The sequence below is a fragment of the Microvirga guangxiensis genome (genome assembly GCF_900102135.1).
Lineage (GTDB): Bacteria > Pseudomonadota > Alphaproteobacteria > Rhizobiales > Beijerinckiaceae > Microvirga > Microvirga guangxiensis.
In genome coordinates this window covers 141,641-160,232 of record NZ_FMVJ01000006.1, presented here as the reverse complement: position 1 = coordinate 160,232, position 18,592 = coordinate 141,641, and the positions used below count along the sequence as shown (strand labels likewise).

The 18,592-nt window shown below is 58.6% G+C and carries 18 protein-coding genes, 3 tRNA genes and 1 pseudogene; 7 read left to right on the top strand and 15 right to left on the bottom strand.

What is annotated here, in order from left to right:
- Positions 1-33: 33 nt before the first annotated feature.
- From BLP10_RS11770 to BLP10_RS11740, 8 genes and pseudogenes are all read right to left on the bottom strand, one after another.
- Complete coding sequence (locus BLP10_RS11770) at positions 34-2,715, bottom strand: HAD-IC family P-type ATPase (RefSeq protein WP_091134605.1); 2,682 nt, start codon at positions 2,713-2,715, stop codon at positions 34-36.
- A 365-nt stretch (positions 2,716-3,080) separates the two neighbouring features.
- Positions 3,081-3,179: pseudogene (locus BLP10_RS23530) on the bottom strand (MBL fold metallo-hydrolase); the annotation flags it as partial.
- A gap of 166 nt (positions 3,180-3,345) precedes the next feature.
- The gene (locus BLP10_RS11765; protein WP_091134603.1) at positions 3,346-5,583 is read right to left on the bottom strand and encodes a xanthine dehydrogenase family protein molybdopterin-binding subunit; all 2,238 of its coding nucleotides are present in this window, start codon (positions 5,581-5,583) and stop codon (positions 3,346-3,348) included.
- A gap of 9 nt (positions 5,584-5,592) precedes the next feature.
- On the bottom strand, positions 5,593-6,609 hold the full coding sequence (locus BLP10_RS11760) for an FAD binding domain-containing protein (protein WP_091134601.1): 1,017 nt from the start codon (positions 6,607-6,609) through the stop codon (positions 5,593-5,595).
- The gene (locus BLP10_RS11755; RefSeq protein WP_091134599.1) at positions 6,606-7,118 is read right to left on the bottom strand and encodes a (2Fe-2S)-binding protein; all 513 of its coding nucleotides are present in this window, start codon (positions 7,116-7,118) and stop codon (positions 6,606-6,608) included. The genes BLP10_RS11760 and BLP10_RS11755 overlap by 4 nt, the downstream gene beginning before the upstream one ends.
- Positions 7,119-7,445: 327 nt before the next feature.
- Complete coding sequence (locus tag BLP10_RS11750) at positions 7,446-7,718, bottom strand: hypothetical protein (protein WP_139165485.1); 273 nt, start codon at positions 7,716-7,718, stop codon at positions 7,446-7,448.
- A gap of 182 nt (positions 7,719-7,900) precedes the next feature.
- Positions 7,901-7,977: transfer RNA gene (locus BLP10_RS11745), tRNA-Arg, on the bottom strand.
- A gap of 460 nt (positions 7,978-8,437) precedes the next feature.
- Complete coding sequence (locus tag BLP10_RS11740) at positions 8,438-8,647, bottom strand: hypothetical protein (RefSeq protein ID WP_091134595.1); 210 nt, start codon at positions 8,645-8,647, stop codon at positions 8,438-8,440.
- A 75-nt stretch (positions 8,648-8,722) separates the two neighbouring features.
- Here BLP10_RS11740 and BLP10_RS11735 point away from each other — a divergent pair, with 75 nt between their 5' ends.
- On the top strand, positions 8,723-9,817 hold the full coding sequence (locus tag BLP10_RS11735; protein ID WP_091134593.1) for a replication protein RepA: 1,095 nt from the start codon (positions 8,723-8,725) through the stop codon (positions 9,815-9,817).
- Between the two features lie 246 nt (positions 9,818-10,063).
- On the opposite strand, the gene BLP10_RS11730 is transcribed toward BLP10_RS11735, so the two are convergent.
- The 6 genes from BLP10_RS11730 to BLP10_RS11705 all read right to left on the bottom strand — a co-directional run bounded on the left by BLP10_RS11730 (position 10,064) and on the right by BLP10_RS11705 (position 12,621).
- Positions 10,064-10,140: transfer RNA gene (locus BLP10_RS11730), tRNA-Arg, on the bottom strand.
- Between the two features lie 21 nt (positions 10,141-10,161).
- On the bottom strand, positions 10,162-10,467 hold the full coding sequence (locus tag BLP10_RS11725) for an ETC complex I subunit (RefSeq protein WP_091134591.1): 306 nt from the start codon (positions 10,465-10,467) through the stop codon (positions 10,162-10,164).
- A 40-nt stretch (positions 10,468-10,507) separates the two neighbouring features.
- Positions 10,508-10,584: transfer RNA gene (locus BLP10_RS11720), tRNA-Pro, on the bottom strand.
- A 64-nt stretch (positions 10,585-10,648) separates the two neighbouring features.
- Entirely contained in the window at positions 10,649-11,104 is a 456-nt protein-coding gene (locus tag BLP10_RS11715) for a DUF192 domain-containing protein (RefSeq protein WP_425286950.1), read from the bottom strand.
- Positions 11,105-11,116: 12 nt separating this feature from the next.
- The gene (locus tag BLP10_RS11710) at positions 11,117-11,737 is read right to left on the bottom strand and encodes a cold-shock protein (protein WP_244510497.1); all 621 of its coding nucleotides are present in this window, start codon (positions 11,735-11,737) and stop codon (positions 11,117-11,119) included.
- Between the two features lie 128 nt (positions 11,738-11,865).
- On the bottom strand, positions 11,866-12,621 hold the full coding sequence (locus BLP10_RS11705) for an SIR2 family NAD-dependent protein deacylase (protein ID WP_244510496.1): 756 nt from the start codon (positions 12,619-12,621) through the stop codon (positions 11,866-11,868).
- Between the two features lie 51 nt (positions 12,622-12,672).
- On the opposite strand from BLP10_RS11705, the gene BLP10_RS11700 reads away from it, so the two are divergent.
- The 6 genes from BLP10_RS11700 to BLP10_RS11675 all read left to right on the top strand — a co-directional run bounded on the left by BLP10_RS11700 (position 12,673) and on the right by BLP10_RS11675 (position 18,089).
- Positions 12,673-13,686 (top strand): acetyltransferase domain-containing protein, encoded by a 1,014-nt coding sequence (locus BLP10_RS11700; RefSeq protein ID WP_139165483.1) that lies wholly within the window; start codon positions 12,673-12,675, stop codon positions 13,684-13,686.
- Positions 13,687-13,935: 249 nt separating this feature from the next.
- Positions 13,936-14,217: an acyl carrier protein gene (locus BLP10_RS11695; protein WP_091134587.1), complete on the top strand. Its 282-nt coding sequence runs from the start codon at positions 13,936-13,938 to the stop codon at positions 14,215-14,217.
- Between the two features lie 4 nt (positions 14,218-14,221).
- A complete protein-coding gene (locus BLP10_RS11690; protein WP_091134585.1) occupies positions 14,222-15,283 on the top strand; it encodes a type III polyketide synthase in 1,062 nt (353 codons plus the stop codon).
- Positions 15,284-15,304: 21 nt separating this feature from the next.
- Positions 15,305-17,041 carry an AMP-binding protein gene (locus BLP10_RS11685; protein ID WP_091134583.1) on the top strand — a complete coding sequence of 579 codons (1,737 nt, stop codon included), beginning with the start codon at positions 15,305-15,307 and terminating at the stop codon, positions 17,039-17,041.
- Between the two features lie 90 nt (positions 17,042-17,131).
- On the top strand, positions 17,132-17,758 hold the full coding sequence (locus BLP10_RS11680; RefSeq protein ID WP_091134581.1) for a 2-dehydro-3-deoxy-6-phosphogalactonate aldolase: 627 nt from the start codon (positions 17,132-17,134) through the stop codon (positions 17,756-17,758).
- A gap of 76 nt (positions 17,759-17,834) precedes the next feature.
- Positions 17,835-18,089, top strand: coding sequence for a hypothetical protein (locus tag BLP10_RS11675; RefSeq protein WP_091134579.1), 255 nt, complete (start codon positions 17,835-17,837; stop codon positions 18,087-18,089).
- Positions 18,090-18,149: 60 nt separating this feature from the next.
- Here the strand turns inward: BLP10_RS11675 and BLP10_RS22835 are convergent, their stop codons facing one another.
- A complete protein-coding gene (locus tag BLP10_RS22835) occupies positions 18,150-18,383 on the bottom strand; it encodes a DUF6894 family protein (protein WP_139165482.1) in 234 nt (77 codons plus the stop codon).
- Positions 18,384-18,592 lie beyond the last annotated feature (209 nt).

Here is an 18,592-nt window from a genome sequence, read left to right as displayed (position 1 = left end):
GTGATGAGTGTCCGCCTCCCCGCCTCTCGTGGCCTAATCCTTCAGTTCTTCAAACCAGCCCAGCCGTCGCATCAGAAGCTTCTCAAGCTCAAGCAGAAACATGAGGCCGGCGCCGATTGCGATGATCAGAACACCGTCCGTAATGGTAAGCGGCCGCGTCTCGAACAGGGCTTGCATGAACGGCGCGTAGGTGAACAGCAACTGGGCGATGACGAGTACGGCTATAGCAGCGAGCACGACCGGTGTGCCGAGGACTCCCTGCCAGGAGAAGGACGTCAGGTGAAGATAGCGCACGTTGAAGAGATAGAAGATTTCGCCGACGATGAACATGTTGACCACCATCGTGCGTGCTGTCTCGACATCGCGTCCACTATTCAGGGCATAGAAGAAAACGCCAAGGGCTGCGGCTGCAAGCAGCACCGAGACGACAACGACACGCCACAGTAGGAAGGGCGAAAGCAGCGGCGCCTTGGCTGATCTAGGGCGACGGCGCATGACGCCGGGCTCCGGCGGTTCGAAGGCGAGCACGAGACCCAACGTCGAAGCCAGGATCAGATTGACCCACAGGATCTGCGTCGCCGACATGGGCAGGCTGAAGCCCACCAGGATAGCGAGCACCACCGCCAGCGTCTCGGCCCCGTTGGTGGGGATCTCCCAGGAGATCACCTTGCGAATGTTGTCGTAAACGGTGCGCCCCTCGCTGACTGCATTGACGATCGACGCGAAGTTGTCGTCGAGCAATACCATCTCGGCAGCTTCCTTCGAGGCTTCCGTTCCTTTGATGCCCATGGCGGTTCCCACGTCGGCCTGCCGCAGCGACGGGGCATCGTTCACGCCGTCGCCGGTCATCGCGACGATGAGGCCGTTCGCCTGAAGACCACGAACGATACGAAGCTTGTGTTCGGGGCTTGTGCGCGCGAAGACAGAAACCCGCCCAACGATTTTCCGGAGTTCCGCGTCAGATAAGGCCTCAATCTCCGCACCTGTCACCGCCTGCGGGTCCTCGGCCAAGTCGAGTTGCCGGGCGATCGCAAGCGCAGTTGCAGCATGATCGCCCGTGATCATCTTTACGGCGATCCCGGCCGTGCGGCACTGCGCGATGGCCTCAGCTACTTCAGGCCGTGGCGGATCGATGAATCCGACGATGCCAAGGAACTCGACTCCATCCGCGACGTCTGCGAAGTCCAGCCTTTCCTTCTTATCGACAAGACGTTTCATTCCGAAGGCGAGCACGCGCTCCCCCTCCGACCCCGCCGCTGCAATGCGGGCATTCCAGAAATCGGCATCGATCGAGCCAGGCGCCATGGCAAAAAGCGCCTCGGCCGCTCCCTTCACGAAAACGACTGTTTCGCCATCGGGTCCGGCGTGCAGGGTCGCCATGAATCGGTGAGCTGCGTCGAAGGGGATTTCGTCCAGGCGCGGCCACTCGGCACGTGCATGGGCAGGGTTCAGCCCCGCCTTCATGGCCAGCGCGATCAGCGCGCCTTCCATCGGATCGCCGTTGACGATCCAGCGCCCATCTTTCAGTTCCAGTTCCGCATCGTTGCACAGTAGGCCGCAGCGGAGCACGTCGCCCGATGCCCCCAAGGCGGCAAGATCGTCACTGCTCTCAGCTGCCGTGAGCTTTCCTTCGGGCGCATAGCCCGACCCGCCTGCCAGAACTTCGTGGCGCTGCGTAACGATGCGGCGGGCCGTCATCTCATTGCGTGTCAAGGTTCCTGTCTTGTCGGTGCAAATCACGGAGGTGGCGCCGAGTGTCTCAACGGCGGGGAGCTTGCGGATGACGGCGTTGCGAATAGCCATGCGCCGGACGCCGATGGCGAGCGTAATCGTAATGACGGCGGGCAGACCCTCAGGCACGATACCGACCGCGAGCGCCACCACGGCGATGAGGGCCTCCACCCATTCGAAGCCGCGGACAAGGACCGCGAAGGCGAACAAGAGCGCGCCACCAATCAGGACCACCCAGGTAAAGCGCCGTGCGAACTGGTCGATCTGGCGCAGCAGCGGCGTGCTCAATGGTTCCACCGCCTGGAGCAATCGGCTGATATGGCCGATTTGCGTATTCATCCCGGTCTCAACCACTACGCCCGTGGCTTGGCCCGCAGCTACCAACGTGCCTGAAAATGCCATGCCGCGCCGATCCCCTAGGCTGGCCTCGGCAGGAACGATGGCCTCATCTTTCTCCGCAGCCACGGATTCGCCGGTTAGAAGCGCCTCGTCGATGAGCAGGCGTCGTGCGCGAACGAGACGCAGATCGGCGGGAACCTTGTCGCCAGCCTCAAGAAACACGATGTCGCCCGGCACGAGGTCTCGCACTGCGACCTTCGTGCGCAATCCGTCCCGCAGAATAAGGGCATGAGGCGCGATCATGCTGCGGATGGCGTTGAGCGCCTTCTCCGCCTTGCCCTCCTGGATAAAGCCGACGATGGCATTGACGAGCACGACGGCGGCGATCACGGCTGCATCGACGGCATGTCCGAGCACGAAGGCTGCGACGGCGGCTGTGATCAGAAAATAGATCAGGACATTGTTGAACTGGGCAAGGAAGCGCAGAAGCGCAGGACGGCCAGCGGTGGCAGGAAGCTCATTCGGACCATGAGAGGAAAGGCGTCTCGCTGCGTCGCTAACGGAGAGGCCATTGCTCGAACTTCTGAGATCGTCCAGAACCTTTTGTACCGTCCAGCTATGCCAGGGCTTCTCAGACTGCTCCATTCCGTCCGTCCTTTGTAAGCCAACGTGTTTTCACGCCGCAGACAATCACTTTGCTCATGAGACAGCACACTGTTTCATTCGGCGTACCAGGACCTCCGTAAGATCACTAAGGTGTGAACAGCCTCTGGTACGCTGCGCTGATTGGGAAAGCTTAGGGACAGACAGCCTAACCACCATTGATCCTCATCAACCGGGAACACGGCGAGTGGCGACAATCGATTTTAAGCCGCCTGGAACATGAGCCACTCCCTGACGGCCATCTCCGTGAATGATCGCCGCCCACATCCGGCTTGTACGATGCGCCGGCCTGCTCGTCTCATCACCGATGCCCAACTATATTGTCATAAGCGTCTGCCTCACGCACCTCATGGATCACCCGGAAGCGCGTCGAGCGGGATCCTCAGGTACCGCCGGCCGATGCTCTCCGGCTTCGGCAAATGAGTGCCGCAGATGTTGACCTGCAATGGCGACCTTGTCTTACCCTGCACTATAGCTTCTACAATGATATGAGGATGCCAGCCCTCTTCATTGGCAAACCTATGCCGCAGCCTTGCCGATCCTGGAATCGAACATGGCGGCTTTGACCGAGACGTGCCGAAGCCAACTTTCAATGCCGGACTTCGTTTCAGCTTATCCCAGGAGCTTATCGATAGTGATCGGATACTCGCGGATGCGCTTGCCTGTGGCGTGAAAGATGGCGTTTCCGATAGCCGCCGCAGTTCCGACGACACCAATTTCACCCAGTCCCTTGATGCCGAGAGGGTTCAGCATCTCCTCGTGTTCGGACACGAAGATCACGTCGATGTCGTAGACGTCCGCATTCACCGGCACATGATACTCGGCCAGATTGTGATTCATGAAACGCCCGAGATTGTGGTCAAGCATGGATTCCTCTTCCAGCGCCATGCCGAGACCGAACACGACGCCACCCAGAATCTGGCTGCGCGCGGTTTTGGGGTTCAAGATGGTTCCAGCTGCGACCGCGGTGACGATGCGCGTCACCCGGATGACACCGAGTTCCTCATCCACCTTCACCTCGGCGAACACGGCAGAATGCGAATAACCGGAATAGCGCATGCTGGTCAGCATACCGGGGCTGGCCTTTTCCTCCGCCTCGATCCTTTCGACGCCGCCAGCCTGCATGGCTTCTGCAAAGGTGACGGAGGCACTTGGGTCATTGGTCAGATGGATCCGTCCCTCGGCGAAAGTCACCTGCTCGATGCTGGCATTCGCGAGAGGCGAACTCTCCATCTGCCGGGCATATTTGAAAATCTGTTCCCGAACTGAAAGACAGGCATTCTGCACCGCTGAGCCAGCGGAGGCCGCCGTCCACGACCCACCCTGGACAGGAGATTTCGGCAGGCTCGAGTCACCGATCTTCGTCGCCACGGACGTCATCGGAAGGCCAAGGGTTTCTGCAGCGATCTGCGTCAGAATTGTGTAGGTGCCTGTGCCGATATCCATGGTGGCGGAAGCAACCTCGAGGTTGCCGTCCTGTGTCAGAACTGCTCGGGCGGCGGTCTTCTGCATGATCGCCTCCCATACCCCGCTCGCCATGCCCCAGCCAACGAGCTCGCGTCCATCGCGCATGGAGCGGGGCTCAGGGTTGCGCTTCTCCCAGCCGAAGCGCTCCGCTCCCAGTTGGTAGCACGCTCTGAGTTCCTTGCTGGTGAAGCTCTTCTTGTCCGCCTCATCCATCTCGGCATAGTTCCGCAGGCGAAGTTCGACCGGATCGATCCCCGTCGCATAGGCAAGCTCATCCATGGCCGTCTCGATGGCAGCGACCCCAAGGGCGGCCCCAGGCGCGCGCATATCCGTAGGCGTGTAGGTGTCCACCTGGGCCAGCTTGTAGGTCAGCTTGACGTTGTCACAATGGTAAAGAAGGTTCGACCAGTTCACGACGACTTCCTGGTAATCCTCGAAGGTAGAGGTCGTCTGGGTGGCGTCGTGCATGATGGAGAGAAGCTTGCCGTCCGGGTTCGCCCCCAGTGAAATTGTCTGGATCGTCAGCGGCCTGAAGCCGAAGGTGAACATCTGATCGCGGGTTAACACCACGCGAACGGAGCGCTTGAGTTCAAGCGCCGCCATGACAGCGAGGAAAAGCTGATATTGCGGACGCAATCCCGATCCGAAAGCTCCGCCGATATAGGGCGATACGACCCGCACCTGACTGCTCGACAGGCCAAAGACGCTCGCCACATAGCTCTGGCTGTTCTGCGCGCCTTGGGTCTTGTCGTGAATGGTGAGCGTGCCGTCATCCTCGTAGACCACCGTCGAGGCATGGGTCTCCATCGGATTGTGGTGTTCGATGGCAACCCGGTACTCCGCGTGAACCTTGACCGGAGCCTGCGCAAAGACGCCTTCTGCATCACCCCTTGGGCTCGGCGGCGGCTTGACACCCGAGCGCTTTTTCGGCGGCACATAGGCCTCGCTGCGCTTGAGGTCGAGATCAGTCATGTGAGGTTCGGTTTCGTACTCGACCCTCACAAGAGAGGCTGCATGCGCGGCCAGTTCGAATTCCTCGGCAACAACGAGGGCGACGGGCTGCCCGCTGTAGATCACCTTGTCATCGTAGAGTGGCCGGAATGGCGAGCCTGGAGGCGCCGTCTCATCACGGAAGTTGCGGTCGAGCCAAGCCGTGCGAGGCCGGTTCTCATGCGTGAAGACCTGCAGCACTCCCGGCACAGCAAGTGCCGCAGAAGTATCGATGGATTTGATCCGTCCTTTCGCGATAGCGCTGGAAACCACAATGCCGAAGGCAAGATCCGGGGCTTCGAACTCCGCCGCGTATTTCGCTCCGCCCGTGACCTTGGCGCGCCCATCCACCCGGTTCTGAGGAGTACCGATGTAAGCGTTTGGCTGCTGCATATCCTGCCCTCACTGGATCCGTTTGTCGGTCTGCGACTGCGGCGTTCCGGAAGCAGCCTGGAACAGCGCTCGAATAATGGCCCGTTTCGCCAAGTCGATCTTGAAGGCGTTGTCCTCGTAACCCTTCGCGTCCTTCAGAATGCAGGCTGCAACAGAGGCGAAAAGCCCTTCCGCAGCTGATTGGCCACGAAGCATGGCTTCCGCTTCTGGGTCTCGCCACGGCTTATGTGCGACTCCGCCGAGGGCGAGCCTTGCCTCCGCGATGGTTTCTCCTTCCATCCGCAGCGCAACAGCTACCGACACGAGCGCGAAGGCGTATGAGAGACGATCGCGCAGCTTGAGATAGGTGTAATTCCGGCTGAAATCCGTCGACGGAAGCTCAACTGCCGTGATGATCTCGCCATGCTGCAAGATCGTGTCGATCTCAGGATGATCGCCCGGCAACCGGTGAAAGTCGGACAATGCAATAGTCCGCTCGCCATCGGGGCCTGCTATGTGAACGACGGCCTCCAGGGCAGCGAGAGCGACGGCCATGTCCGAGGGATGCGTGGCGATGCAATGCTCACTCGTGCCAAGAATGGCATGAATTCGGTTCCGTCCAGTGGTCGCGGGGCATCCGGTGCCCGGCTCGCGCTTGTTGCACGGAGTTCCCGGATCGTAAAAATAATAGCAGCGGGTGCGCTGAAGGAGATTGCCGCCGGTAGTCGCTGAATTACGCAATTGCGGCGAAGCGCCGGCTAGGATGGCACTCGAAAGGAGCGGATATCGATCATGGATACGGGGGTCGTATGCTGCTTCATCGTTCGTCACCAGGGCGCCGATGCGCAGGCCGCCGCCATCACTTTCCTCGATCCGGTCGAGGGGCAAGCGGGTAATGTCGATGAGCCGCGTCGGGCGCTCCACATTGTACTTCATCAGGTCGATGAGGTTGGTCCCACCTGCAATGAAACGGGCCGTTGGGTCAGCTGCGGCCTCCCGAACCGCCTCGTCAATGCTTGTGGCGCGCAAATACGAAAAGCGGTTCATTGCCCGGCCTCCGCGTTCGATCCGAGCACCTGCTCAATGGCATCGACGATGTTGGTGTAGGCCCCGCAGCGACAGAGATTGCCGCTCATGAATTCGCGGATCTCATCTCGCGTGTGCGCCCTGCCCTCCTTGATGAGGGCGACACCGGAGCATAGCTGCCCAGGCGTGCAGTAACCGCATTGAAATGCATCGTGATCAATGAATGCTTGCTGTAGAGGATGCAGAGCTCCATCCTTGGCCAATCCTTCGACGGTCGTAATTTCCGCGCCATCTTTCATCACGGCGAAGACCATGCATGAATTGATCCGCCGCCCGTCGAGGATCACCGTGCATGCGCCGCATTGACCATGGTCGCATCCCTTCTTGGTCCCGGTCAGGCCGAGATGATCCCGCAGGAGGTCGAGCAGAACGGTCCAAGGCAGCACGTCCAGATGCCGCGTCTCACCGTTGACCGTGAGGGAGATAGAAATCCTTTCGGGCAGAGCCGTGCTCGTCTGACTTGAACTCACTCGGAACCTCCTTCGAAATGAAGTCTGTCGTTCACGCGGGTTTCGATCAGACGCGTGTTATGGCAAGCGAAGGCTTAGTGGCAGAAAACGTTTTTTAACGGCCCAAATCTGCCCAGGTTCCTGGCAGTGGATCCGATAGGAGGGTGGCGCGCTTAATTGCTTTGACGAGATTGGCGCCGCCCTCACGCGGCAACGCTCAACGTCGGCGGTCAACTACCCCCGAACGTAATATAAAATCTCGACCGAGATTTACCTTTAACCAACCCTTTGCTAACCAACCCTTTGCGATGCCCATGCGTGAGCGCTTCCGGGCCCTTAGAACAAATTCTAAGATAGGCTTATCTCTTGATTGGCCTGCCCAAGCGCCTGCTTTCGCGGTGCCTTACGCGGTATCCTCAGCCCTTTGTGTTTCTCTGTTCTGCAGAAATCGATTGCAGCCTCGACAAAGGATTGCCGGGCCTCTGAATGCTGGCTCACGGCCTTGATCCAGGACTTGTCGGCAACCATCGTCACAAGACGCTCGGGCAGCAGGCGGTGCTTCTCTTCCTCTGCGGCCATCAACCGCTCGTACGCTATCAGCAGTTTTGATGCGTTGGACATGAGCACTCCGCGCAAAGACGATAATAGGACAGGAATCGTTTCCGGTCCGGATTTCGTCTTTTATCAAGGAAGGGTCTAACGATCGTTAAGCCGTGACGGCATTCTCGAATTGCAATCGATGACACGGCAATCCAGAAGTGGCGCGAGGCTCTCCTGCATCTCTGAAATAAGATTTGCGAGAATGGCGCGCCCGAAAGGATTCGAACCTCTGACCCCCAGATTCGTAGTCTGGTGCTCTATCCAGCTGAGCTACGGGCGCGTGCTGTGGATCGTCAACTAACTCGATTCTGATTGGATGGAAACGGGTTTCTGTCGAACCGCATGCGGCTGTACCCGACAAAAAAATTCTCCAAATTCACAACCGTTTTCTGGCCATAAGGAAGTATCTGAATCGATTCAGATTCAGCAAATTATGAGTCTGGTATATGCAATAGCCGAAACGGCTTTTATCCCATTGGTTTAGATCCAAGCACCGTATTGAATTCTGCGCTGTCGTGCATTGAGCTCTGCGCAGCCGCGTATTGGAGTCAGCGGGTAAAACGCCACCAATATATAGAAGTCTGCGAACGAACGTATTCGATTCAACGCCCTGGCTTAGGTAAGCTACTGTAGTAAATACCATAATTCTCGTCTGGATCGCATTGGACTCTGCGCGGCCTTCTCTTGGCGCTGAAGAGACACCCCCTTCGCGATTATCGATACATCAGTGCGCATTGGATTCAGCGCATGTCGGGCCGGTAGGGATCAACCCCATCAGCGCTCGACACCGTCACCTGCGTATTGAAGTCTGCGCAACCCATCTCCTGCATCATCTTCATCGCGCTTATGCGCAACACGCGATTTGTCTGGCACTTGGCATGGGCCGCTCCAGCCTCGATGAGCAGCTCATCATCGAAAGCTCTGGATAACTCCGAAATCACCGGAGGCATGGTGGATCCAGGCCAAGTTTGGAGACGTTGCGAGTCCGCGAGCCCAATTCTGCGCTATCGAATTCAAGGACGATTATGAGCGTCGAAGACCAGATTGCGATGATACGTGACGATGACCTCCTGGTGGAGGTTGAGCAGGCACGTGGTCACTTCATGTTCAAGACCATCATAGAACATATTGCTCATAAGCAGGCATTACGCGACAGCGAAGCAGCGAAACGAACAGAGATCGATGCACGACGCGCTGTCATGAGCCGCGACCAGCGCCGACGAGACGCCGTGCGCGAAGTCATTGAAAACACCCCGAGTTGTCCGGAGAACATTCAACACATTCACAGCGTCCTCGCTCTCTGCGGTCTGCCCTATCGTGAACCTAAAGGCGAGCGTGAGTTCTTCCGCGAATATGGACGAAACACACTCAGCATCATGGCAGGACGTCTTAAAAATCCGAGAACCGGCCAGATGGAGGTTCAAGGTCTTCCGTATGGACCTAAGGCTCGATTGGTCCTGCTTCATCTATGCACCGAGGCGGTGCGTCAGCGCAGCGCCCGCATCGAGGTTGCCGACAGCCTGTCTGGTTTCATCAAGCAGATGGGATTTCCCGTAACGGGAGGCGAACGCGGCACGCTGCGCCAATTCAAGGAGCAGTTAAACCGCCTTGCTGCCTGCACGATGCAGCTCGGCTTATGGGATGGCGCAGCAAGATCCAGTACGTTGAATGTTCCACCTTTTCGCCAGCTCGATATCTGGCTAACCGGAAACACGGACCAGGGGCTTCTTTGGTCCAATACTGTTCAATTCCATGCCGACTTTTACGAGAACCTTATCCGCCATGCACTTCCGGTCGACATCCGGGCAGCGCGTGCATTCGCAGGTTCGGCCCGCAAACTGGATATGCTGTTCTGGATGGGATACCGGCTGCGCAGCGTACAGCGGCCTTTGCGATTGTCGTGGGACAACCTGCATCAGCAGTTTGGCTCGGACAACGCCAGCATCAGGAGCTTCAAGCAGGCCTTCAAGGGAGATCTTTCCCACATAAAGGAGGTGTTCCCTCGATTACGGGTGTCGCTTGACGACAGCGGTATGCTTCTCCTGCCCACCGATCCGAGCGAGCTGCTTGTACGTCCCAAGCGCCCGAAACTTGAAAAGCAAGCTGCATCAGCGGCTTAAGTGCGCAGAAGTCGATTCGCCGTTGTTATTGGATGTGACGAGGTTTGCCAGAACTCGCGCCTGAATTGACGATAGAAGAGTTAATTCCGATCGTGGAGTCCTTGGGACGCCAGCGCCACAGTTCCTTAAAACCACCGTGGGGCCCTCAAAGGACCGCGAGCTTTCGTCTAAAGAGTGTCTTCGAGGCAGAGCCTTCGCATCGAGGCAGCCCACATCCAAGACAGGTTCCCATGTCTTGCAATTTGTTGGCGACCCCTGCAGGGCTCGAACCTGCGACCTACTGCTTAGAAGGCAGTTGCTCTATCCAGCTGAGCTAAGGGGCCGTCGAGCCGCGGCTTGGGACGTCAATGAGTCCAGGGGCCGACGCGGTTGAACTTGAAGTTGTCGGAGTAGGAAATCGTCCGCCGCTTGACCTCATGCGGCTCCTCGACCCGATAAGCGATGCCCTCGCGCTCGGCATAGGCGATAGCCTCTTCCTTGGTGTCAAACCACAGGCGGAGCTGCTGGCGGGTATCGCCCGAGCTGGTCCAGCCCATGAGAGGCTCGATCTCGCGGGGTTTGTCCTGCTCGAAAACGAGAAGCCACTGCTTGGTCCGGGCCATGCCGGACTGCATTGCGGATTTGGCGGGCTTATAAATCCGGGCGGGCATCGGTCTTTCGCACTCTCTCCAAGACTTTAACCGGTGAAGATGGTCGGGGCGGCAGGATTTGAACCCGCGACCCTCTGCTCCCAAAGCAGATGCGCTACCAGACTGCGCTACACCCCGCCTGTCGGCACCGGTTGAGCTGTTCGCTATCACGATCAGCCTCGACTCAGCAAGCGTCTGAACGCTACCGCTTGAAAATTGGATGTTCGATCCGGTCGCCAGGCTTGATCCCGAGCTTGGCGGCAGTGCCGGCATTCAGTTCCAGAACGGCAAGAACAGGCTCACCGGAAGGAATGGTGCGGGTCGACAAAGGTTCCGTATTCGCGGCAATGCGGGCGATTGTCCCGTCAGGGCGGACAAAAAGCATATCCAGGGACAGATACGTGTTCTGCATCCACATGGAGACGGGTTCGACCCGGCCGAAGTCGAATAGCATGCCCCGGTCGGGGGCCATGGAACGGCGGTACATGAGGCCCTGAGCCCGGTCGGCATCGTTGCGAGCGACTTCAACCTGAAAGCTCTGGCGTTGTCCGCTCTGAGTCACGATGGAGAGGGCTTCGAGAGCCTGGGCATAAGCCGCGCCGGCCAAAACGAGGACAAGACCAAGGGCCGGAAGAACCGGGCGGAGACGCTGGAACACGAACACAACCTGTCAGTGGGAGTGCGGCAGGGCCATGTCGGCGAGGCGAACCTCGGCGGCCATGAGGCCCTTCGACCCGTCGCCGAAGCGCACGTAGACGCGCTCTCCAGGTTTCAGCTCGGCAATACCGTAGCGGCGTAACGTCTCCATGTGGACGAAGATGTCCGGCTTGCCTTCCCCTTGCGTCAGGAAGCCGAAGCCACGAAGACGGTTGAACCACTTCACGATGGCAGGTTCCAATCCGCTGGTGGGCACTACCTGGACATGGGTGCGAGGCAGAGGCAGCTCGGAGGGGTGGAGAGCAGTCGATTCATCCAAGGAGACAATGCGGAACGCCTGCAGGCCGCGGGGGCGTTGAACCGCCTCGACCACGATGCGAGCCCCCTCGTTGGCGGCCTGGTACCCGTCCCGGCGCAGGCAGGTCACATGTAGCAGAACGTCAGGCATGCCGTTATCGGGCACGATGAATCCAAAGCCTTTGGCAACGTCGAACCACTTGATCCGGCCGCTTACCTGGATGAGTTCGAGGGAGTTTTCCTCTGCAGGCGCCGGGGCGACCTCGCGGCGGCCTTGATCGAAAGAGGAGTTTTCCTCTCGAAGATTGAAGGAGTTAGAGCCGAAATCGCTAGTCATGAATATACCCGAACTCGAATCAAAAACCCGATTCTTAAAAAGAGGATAACATCGTCCTGAATCAGGGGAAGCCAGTAAGAACCCTTAAAATGCGATGAAATTTTCGGCATCCGGCGAGAGCATTGAAATCACGAGACAAATGCCGTCAGCACATTTCCGATTTCTGCACGGATGACCAGATCTGCCATTTCATCGAGCGGCGTCGGCTCCCTGTTGATGATGACGAGCTGTGCTCCGTTCTCCTTGGCGAAGGCCGGAAAGGCAGCCGCCGGGTAGACCACCAGGGATGACCCCACCACCAGACAGAGGTCGCAGCTCGAGATCAGCTTCTGGGCCTGCCGCATGGGCCCCTCTGGCATCGGCTGGCCGAAGGAGATGGTCGCGGATTTCAGGATGCCGCCACAATTGGTGCATTCGGGCGGCTCGCCGACGGCTTCGAAGTGACATCTGATCCAGAAAAGCTCGTGCCGGCGTTCGCAGGAGAGACATTTGGCATAAGTTCCATTGCCGTGGAGTTCGATGACCTGCTCATCGGAGAGACCGGACGCCTGGTGAAGCCCGTCGATATTTTGGGTGATCACGGCGGGCATGCGCCCAGCGGAAATGAGGGAGGCGATGCCGAGATGCCCTTGGCTCGGCTTCGCATGGCGATAAAGATCGTCCATCACAAACTTGCGCCGCCATGCCTCCCGTCGAGCCTCGGCGCTATGGATGAAATGTTCAAAGGGGATGGGCTTGTTGCGCATCCAGGGGCTGTCGGGAGAGCGGAAATCGGGAACGCCGCTCTCCGTCGATATGCCCGCGCCCGTGAAACCGGCGACGATCCGGGCGTCTTGAATCATTTCCTGCAAAGCAGCGATTGACGCGGCAAGGTTCTCGGTCATGTCATCCATATAGATCGCGCGAACGCGATAGAAACAGCAGGACCAGCATCCGTGAGCGACGATGCCGCCCAAGCCAGGGCAGATCTTTACCGCCTCCAAACCGCTGAACGACCCCGAGCCGTCGCATCCCAGCGATGGGACGTCATTGACGTCGCACGCGGTCTCGCGATCGCAGCTATGATCATCTACCACTTCAGCTGGGACCTGAGCTTCCTGAAGCTGATCGAAACGAATATCCTCCAGGTTCCCGCATGGCGTTGGTTCGCTCGCGGCATTGCAGGATCGTTTTTGTTTCTGGTCGGAATCGGATTAGCCCTCGCCCATGCGCAGGGATTTCGCAGGATCCCATTTTTGAAGCGCCTCATGAAAGTAGGCGGAGCGGCACTCGCCGTGACCCTTGTCACGTTCTTCGCCTTTCCCGAGAGCTATATCTTCTTCGGCATTCTTCACTGCATTGCAGTGTCGAGCGTGCTCGCATTGCCTTTTCTCCGCGTACCCCCTGCCCTGAGTTTTGCTGCAGCGCTCTTCTTCCTGATCGCACCCTCGCTCTTCACGAGCCCTGCCCTCGACGCGCCCTACCTTGACTGGCTCGGACTTGGCGCGGCGGACCCGGTGACGAATGATTACGTTCCCCTGTTCCCGTGGTTCGGTGTCGTCCTGGGCGGAGTTGCGGCGGGCAAGCTGCTGCTTCCTCGCGTCGGCGCCACGGATTTGGCACGATGGCAGGCTCGTGACGCCTTATCTCGACTTCTTGTCTGGGCCGGGAGAAAAAGCCTTCCGATCTATCTCATCCATCAGATCGTGCTGCTTGGAATCCTCTATGGCGTTCTGCAGGTCACGGGTCCCAATCCGCGAGCCGAGGCGAAGCCTTTCATGAATGAATGCGTATCGACCTGCCTGATGAATGCGCAGCCCGAGACCTGCAACGCAATTTGCTCCTGCACGGTCGACACCCTTCGTCAAAGCGATCTGTGGCAGAAGGTGCTGCACGGAACGATAACTGCGGACGAGAGGACCCAAATATCGCGAACGGCACAGCAATGCTTGCGCCGCACTCCATCTTAGCTTTTCAAATATTAGACAGGCCCAAGGGTCTATGAGGCTTCGAAGATTTACAGCTCCATTACCTAAAGTTGAGAAATCTCCACCAAACAGATAAACGTTGCGATGACTGAATCTCTTTATAGAGAGTGCCTTTCCTTGCATTTTCCCAAGGGAAGATTGCGATTATTCAATATAAAATATATATCGTAACGTAACTATACAAAGTAGCCTCTCTCGGTGACTCAACGTAAGTCACCTTAGGGGCAAATCATGAAATCTATTTTTGAGGCGAACATTGCTCGCCAGGTCGCTGACCTGTGCAAGTGGATCAGCGAAGACAGTATCACCCAAATCGACGCGAATATGTCGCTCACCCGCGACCTCGGCTTCGATTCCATGAAGCTCATGCAGTTCTTTGCCGGAATAGAAGAGCTTTACGCAGGCATCGCTCTTGAGGAGTGGTTCATTGCGCACAGTTCCGGCGGACGCGACACAATTGGCAGTGTCGTGCGCTTTGTCGCCGGGGCCTTGCCTCGCGCCGCAGCGGAGTAGTCTCATGGCGCTGCGCAACGAAACTACCCTCCCCACCTTCGTCAACCTTGCCTCTGCCGCGCCCAAGCAGGTTATTGATCAGGAAACCCTTTGGGACGAGATCTTCGATCGATGGTACGCGGAGCTTCCCGATGCTCATGAACTCGGCACTGTCACGCGCGTGAGCCGACGCCACCTGGCATGGAATCCCGCGACGGATATCGGCCGGGAAACTCGTGGCATCGGTGACCGCATGAAGGCTTACGTGGAGATTGTCGACGAAGTCGCCGGAGAGGCCTTCGAGGATCTGCTCCGCCCTGTTGATCGCGCCGATGTCGGGAGCATCGTGATGGCGAGCAGCACCGGCTATTACGGCCCTACGCCTGACTACTTCCTGGCCAAGCGCTTCGGTCTCAAGCCCAGCATCCGCCGCACGCATATCGGCCATATGGGCTGCTTCGCAGCCCTCAACGTCATCAAGACAGCGATGGATTCAGTGATCGCGCGTCCGGACGAATACACAATCGGCCTTTGCGCCGAATTCAGCAGCCTGCACTTTCGTCCCGAAGCCACCCGTGAGCAGGCCATTGTCCACAACCTCTTCGGCGATGCCGTTGGGGCCTTTACCATGGCGATGCGTAAGCCTGGTCATGGACCGCAGATCCTGGCGACACATACGCTGCAATCCTTTGAGACGTCCGACATGATGACGCTTTCCATCATGGATGACGGAGTGCGCATGACGCTCTCACCCTATGTCCCGTTTGTGATTGCGAGCCTCATCGAGCAGTTCTTGTCGGATCTCTGCTCGTCGGCCGATGTGGAAGTGAGCGAGATCAAGCATTGGGCGATCCATCCCGGTGGCCCCAAGATCGTCGACCTCATTGCCGAGAAAATGAAAATCACCGAACGCCAGCTGGAATCCACGTGGCATATTCTTCGTGAATACGGCAATTGCGCATCTGCGACCGTGCTGCTCGTTCTCGAGCATCTGGTGAAGAGCGATCATCCCAAGCCCGGTGAGATCGGCGTCATGCTGGCCTTCGGCCCAGGCTTGACCCTCGAAGGCGCCCTCCTGCGGTTCTGACGGCATCAGCGGAGATCATCCATGTATAAGGCTCACACCTTCCCACTCGGGCAGGCGGAGCGGGCTTTTGACCTTTCAAACAAAGCCTGCCTGCCTTTGCCCCAGGGTATCGCAACAATCCCGGAAATTCTGAAATACCGCGCCGCGATTGCTCCAGAGCAAGCCGCCTTCTACGTTATCGGAGCACAGAGCGCGGTGACGGAGATTTCGAATGCTGCGTTGCTGCAAGAGGCAACGCTCCTTGCGCAGCGTCTCTCTGCGCATGGAGTGAAAGCTGGCGACATCGTGCTTCTCGCCTTCGAGACTTCCCCCTGTCTCGTTACGGCCTTCTTCGCCTGCCAGGTCGGCGGCTTCCTGCCCTGCATCGTCGAAGCTCCCAGCCCCGGCATTCATGGCGCGAACTGGGCGGAGCGGCTCGCTGTTCGCGCACAATATGCTGGAGCCCGATTGATCCTGGCCCCGCGGGATTGCTGCGATCTGCTGAGAGAAGCGGGATGCAGAGCGACAACCGTTGAAGACTTGCCGATGCCTCATGAGGCGCGCTTCCCTGCACCAACCAGAGACGCGTCAGCCTTTCTGCAATTCACATCCGGCACAACCTCGCAACCCAAGGCCCTGCTGATCGACAACAAGACGCTTCTGAGCAACGTGCGCGGCCTCGCATTGGCGGCAGGATGGTCGCACCAAGACACGGTCGTGAGTTGGCTCCCGCTCTACCACGATATGGGGCTTGTCGCGCTCACCATGTGCGGCTTCGCGGCCGGCATGTCGGTGGTACTGATGCCGTCGACCATGTTCACGATGAATCCAGCCCGATGGCTATGGGCCATTCACAGCTTCAAGGGCACAGTCACTTCCGCGCCGAACTTCGCCTACCAGTTCGTTGCAACCCATGCGCCCGAACACCGGACGCGAGGTCTCGATCTGTCGTCCTTGCGGTGTGCCTTCAACGCTGCGGAGTTCATCCAGAAAAAGACGGTCGAGCACTTCTTCAACCGCTTCGCTCCGCACGGATTGAAGCGTGAAGCCCTGTTTGCGGCCTATGGTCTGGCAGAATGCACTGTCGCCGTTACGTTCTCGCGGCCGTCAGAATCCGTTCGCTTCCAAACAATCTCGCGCCAGCAATTCATGACTCAGGGAGTGGCTAATCCCGTCGATGCTGCCGCGTCCGATGCCTGGCCGGTTGCCTCTGTGGGACCGGTGCTGAAGGGTCATGAGGTCATGATCGTCGACAATGACGGCTCTCCCCTGCCCGAACGCAGGCAGGGACAGATCTACCTGCGCGGTCCCAGTGTGGTGCATGGCTATTACAAGGAAACAGCACCGAGCAACATCCACAACGGATGGCTAGCAACGGGCGACCTTGGCTACCTCGATAACGGCGAGCTCTACATCACCGGCCGCATTAAGGATCTGATCATTCGCGCGGGCGCCAACATTTCTCCCTACGAAATCGAGCAAGTCGTGGGCGAGATCGAAGGCGTGCGCTCGGGAGCCGTGGGAGCCATCGGCCTCTCAGATCCGGTCAAGGGCACGGAAAACCTCGTGGTGTTCTTTGAAACCACGCAGAAAGCCTCCGAGAAGGTCGAGGCGATGCGCCATGCCATCCGGGACCGGCTGAGCCAGAAGTTGAGCATCGCGGTCGATCACGTTCTCAATCTGCCACCCCATACGCTGCAGAAAACCACCAGCGGCAAGCTGCAGCGTGTGAAGCTCGTGCAGCTCGCCCAGGAGAAGCTCTCGGCCTCTATGCACTGAGCGGGACAGGGCAAAAAAGTCGCTGGAGAATTCCGGCGACTTTCGCGTTAAGTTCCGGGCATCGATGCAACCATTTGAAGAGGTGCTGTCTTGCTGTCGGATTTTCTGACCGAACTTCCCCTGGTCGCGATCCTGCGCGGGTTGCGACCCGAGGCAGCCGAAGCCGTCGGCTTTGCTCTCGTCGAGGCCGGCTTTCGCATCATCGAAGTTCCGCTGAATTCACCGGAGCCGTTCCGCAGCATCGAGACCTTGGCCAGAACCATGCCCAGCGACGTTCTTGTCGGCGCCGGCACCGTGCTCGATGTCGAACAGGTGGATGGCATCAAGGATGTCGGCGGCAAGCTCGTCGTCATGCCCCATGCCGACCTCGACGTGATCCGCCGCGCCAAGGAGCATCGCATGGTCTGCACACCGGGCGTGGCAACGCCGACGGAGGCCTTTGCAGCCCTGAAAGCAGGCGCGGACGGCATCAAGATCTTTCCTGCCGAAGGCATTCCGCCCAATGTCGTGAAGGCTTGGCGTGCCGTTCTGCCGAAGGACAGCATCGTGCTCCCTGTCGGCGGCATCAAGCCTGACAATATGAAGCCTTATGTGGATGCAGGCGCTAACGGCTTTGGCCTCGGCTCCGCTCTCTTTACGCCCGCCATGTCGGTCGAGGAGGTCGCCCGCAACGCGCGCGCCTTCGCAAGCGCATGGAGAGACCTTCGCTCAAGCTGATGCTCCTCGCCATGTCAGGAACCGCTCGGCGCGATCGGCGTTCTTACGGCAAAGGCGTAACACGAGGAGTTTGGATATGAAGAAAGTTGCTTTCGTCCTGGCCGCTTCGCTCTTGAGCACGGCGGCTTTCGCTCAGGACACGACGACCACGATCAAGAAGGAAGAGGGTATCCTCGGCAGTTCGACGACCATCGAGCAGAAGCGCGAGCCGAGCACGACATCCTCCACCACCGTCACGACCGGCTCATCGACGCTTGGCTGCACCACGGAAACCAAGCAGAAGACCGACGAGTTCGGCGACACCACGACCAAGAAAACGACGGAATGCTAAGGCACTCCCGTCCATGAAAGAAAAGCCCGGCTTCACGCCGGGTTTTTTCTTGCAATGATGTCAGCGCCGCTTGCCGCCTCGCCCTCCGCGGAAGAACGGAACTGTCATGAGACGGCGTCCGGCTTCGTCAACGATTTCGAGTTCGATGTTTCCGGCATCGGCAAGCTCTTCTCGCAACTCCTCGACGGTTGCGAGGGCTTCTGCCTTGGCGGCTTCCAGATCCGGAAGCTCGACACCCTCATCGTCTTCGTCGACGTCGTAACCGTCCCGGATGTTGAAGAAAAAGCGAGGCATGATTGAACGCTCGACAAGAGGGAGTTCGCGAGAAAACGCCTTTGAGCTCGGCAAGTTCACTCTAGCCCCAGCGAAGCCTGTTGCACATCCGAATCTCCATGCGCCTGCCCAGTTATGCAGCACAAGTTGATGACGTTGACAGCGTGGAGCTTTTTTGAAGCCTTGCGCGTTGATGGAAACGCCAAGGGTCATGCGGGCAAACCGCTCTA

Excerpts from the sequence above, each read along its gene's own strand:
- BLP10_RS11690 (WP_091134585.1), top strand. The coding sequence starts at position 14,222 with ATGGCGCTGCGCAACGAAACTACCCTCCCCACCTTCGTCAACCTTGCC.
- BLP10_RS11710 (WP_244510497.1), bottom strand. The coding sequence starts at position 11,737 with ATGACTAGCGATTTCGGCTCTAACTCCTTCAATCTTCGAGAGGAAAAC.
- BLP10_RS11725 (WP_091134591.1), bottom strand. The coding sequence starts at position 10,467 with ATGCCCGCCCGGATTTATAAGCCCGCCAAATCCGCAATGCAGTCCGGC.
- BLP10_RS11695 (WP_091134587.1), top strand. The coding sequence starts at position 13,936 with ATGAAATCTATTTTTGAGGCGAACATTGCTCGCCAGGTCGCTGACCTG.
- BLP10_RS22835 (WP_139165482.1), bottom strand. The coding sequence starts at position 18,383 with ATGCCTCGCTTTTTCTTCAACATCCGGGACGGTTACGACGTCGACGAA.
- BLP10_RS11705 (WP_244510496.1), bottom strand. The coding sequence starts at position 12,621 with ATGACCGAGAACCTTGCCGCGTCAATCGCTGCTTTGCAGGAAATGATT.
- BLP10_RS11765 (WP_091134603.1), bottom strand. The coding sequence starts at position 5,583 with ATGCAGCAGCCAAACGCTTACATCGGTACTCCTCAGAACCGGGTGGAT.
- BLP10_RS11770 (WP_091134605.1), bottom strand. The coding sequence starts at position 2,715 with ATGGAGCAGTCTGAGAAGCCCTGGCATAGCTGGACGGTACAAAAGGTT.
- BLP10_RS11750 (WP_139165485.1), bottom strand. The coding sequence starts at position 7,718 with ATGTCCAACGCATCAAAACTGCTGATAGCGTACGAGCGGTTGATGGCC.
- BLP10_RS11760 (WP_091134601.1), bottom strand. The coding sequence starts at position 6,609 with ATGAACCGCTTTTCGTATTTGCGCGCCACAAGCATTGACGAGGCGGTT.
- BLP10_RS11735 (WP_091134593.1), top strand. The coding sequence starts at position 8,723 with ATGAGCGTCGAAGACCAGATTGCGATGATACGTGACGATGACCTCCTG.
- BLP10_RS11685 (WP_091134583.1), top strand. The coding sequence starts at position 15,305 with ATGTATAAGGCTCACACCTTCCCACTCGGGCAGGCGGAGCGGGCTTTT.
- BLP10_RS11675 (WP_091134579.1), top strand. The coding sequence starts at position 17,835 with ATGAAGAAAGTTGCTTTCGTCCTGGCCGCTTCGCTCTTGAGCACGGCG.
- BLP10_RS11740 (WP_091134595.1), bottom strand. The coding sequence starts at position 8,647 with ATGCCTCCGGTGATTTCGGAGTTATCCAGAGCTTTCGATGATGAGCTG.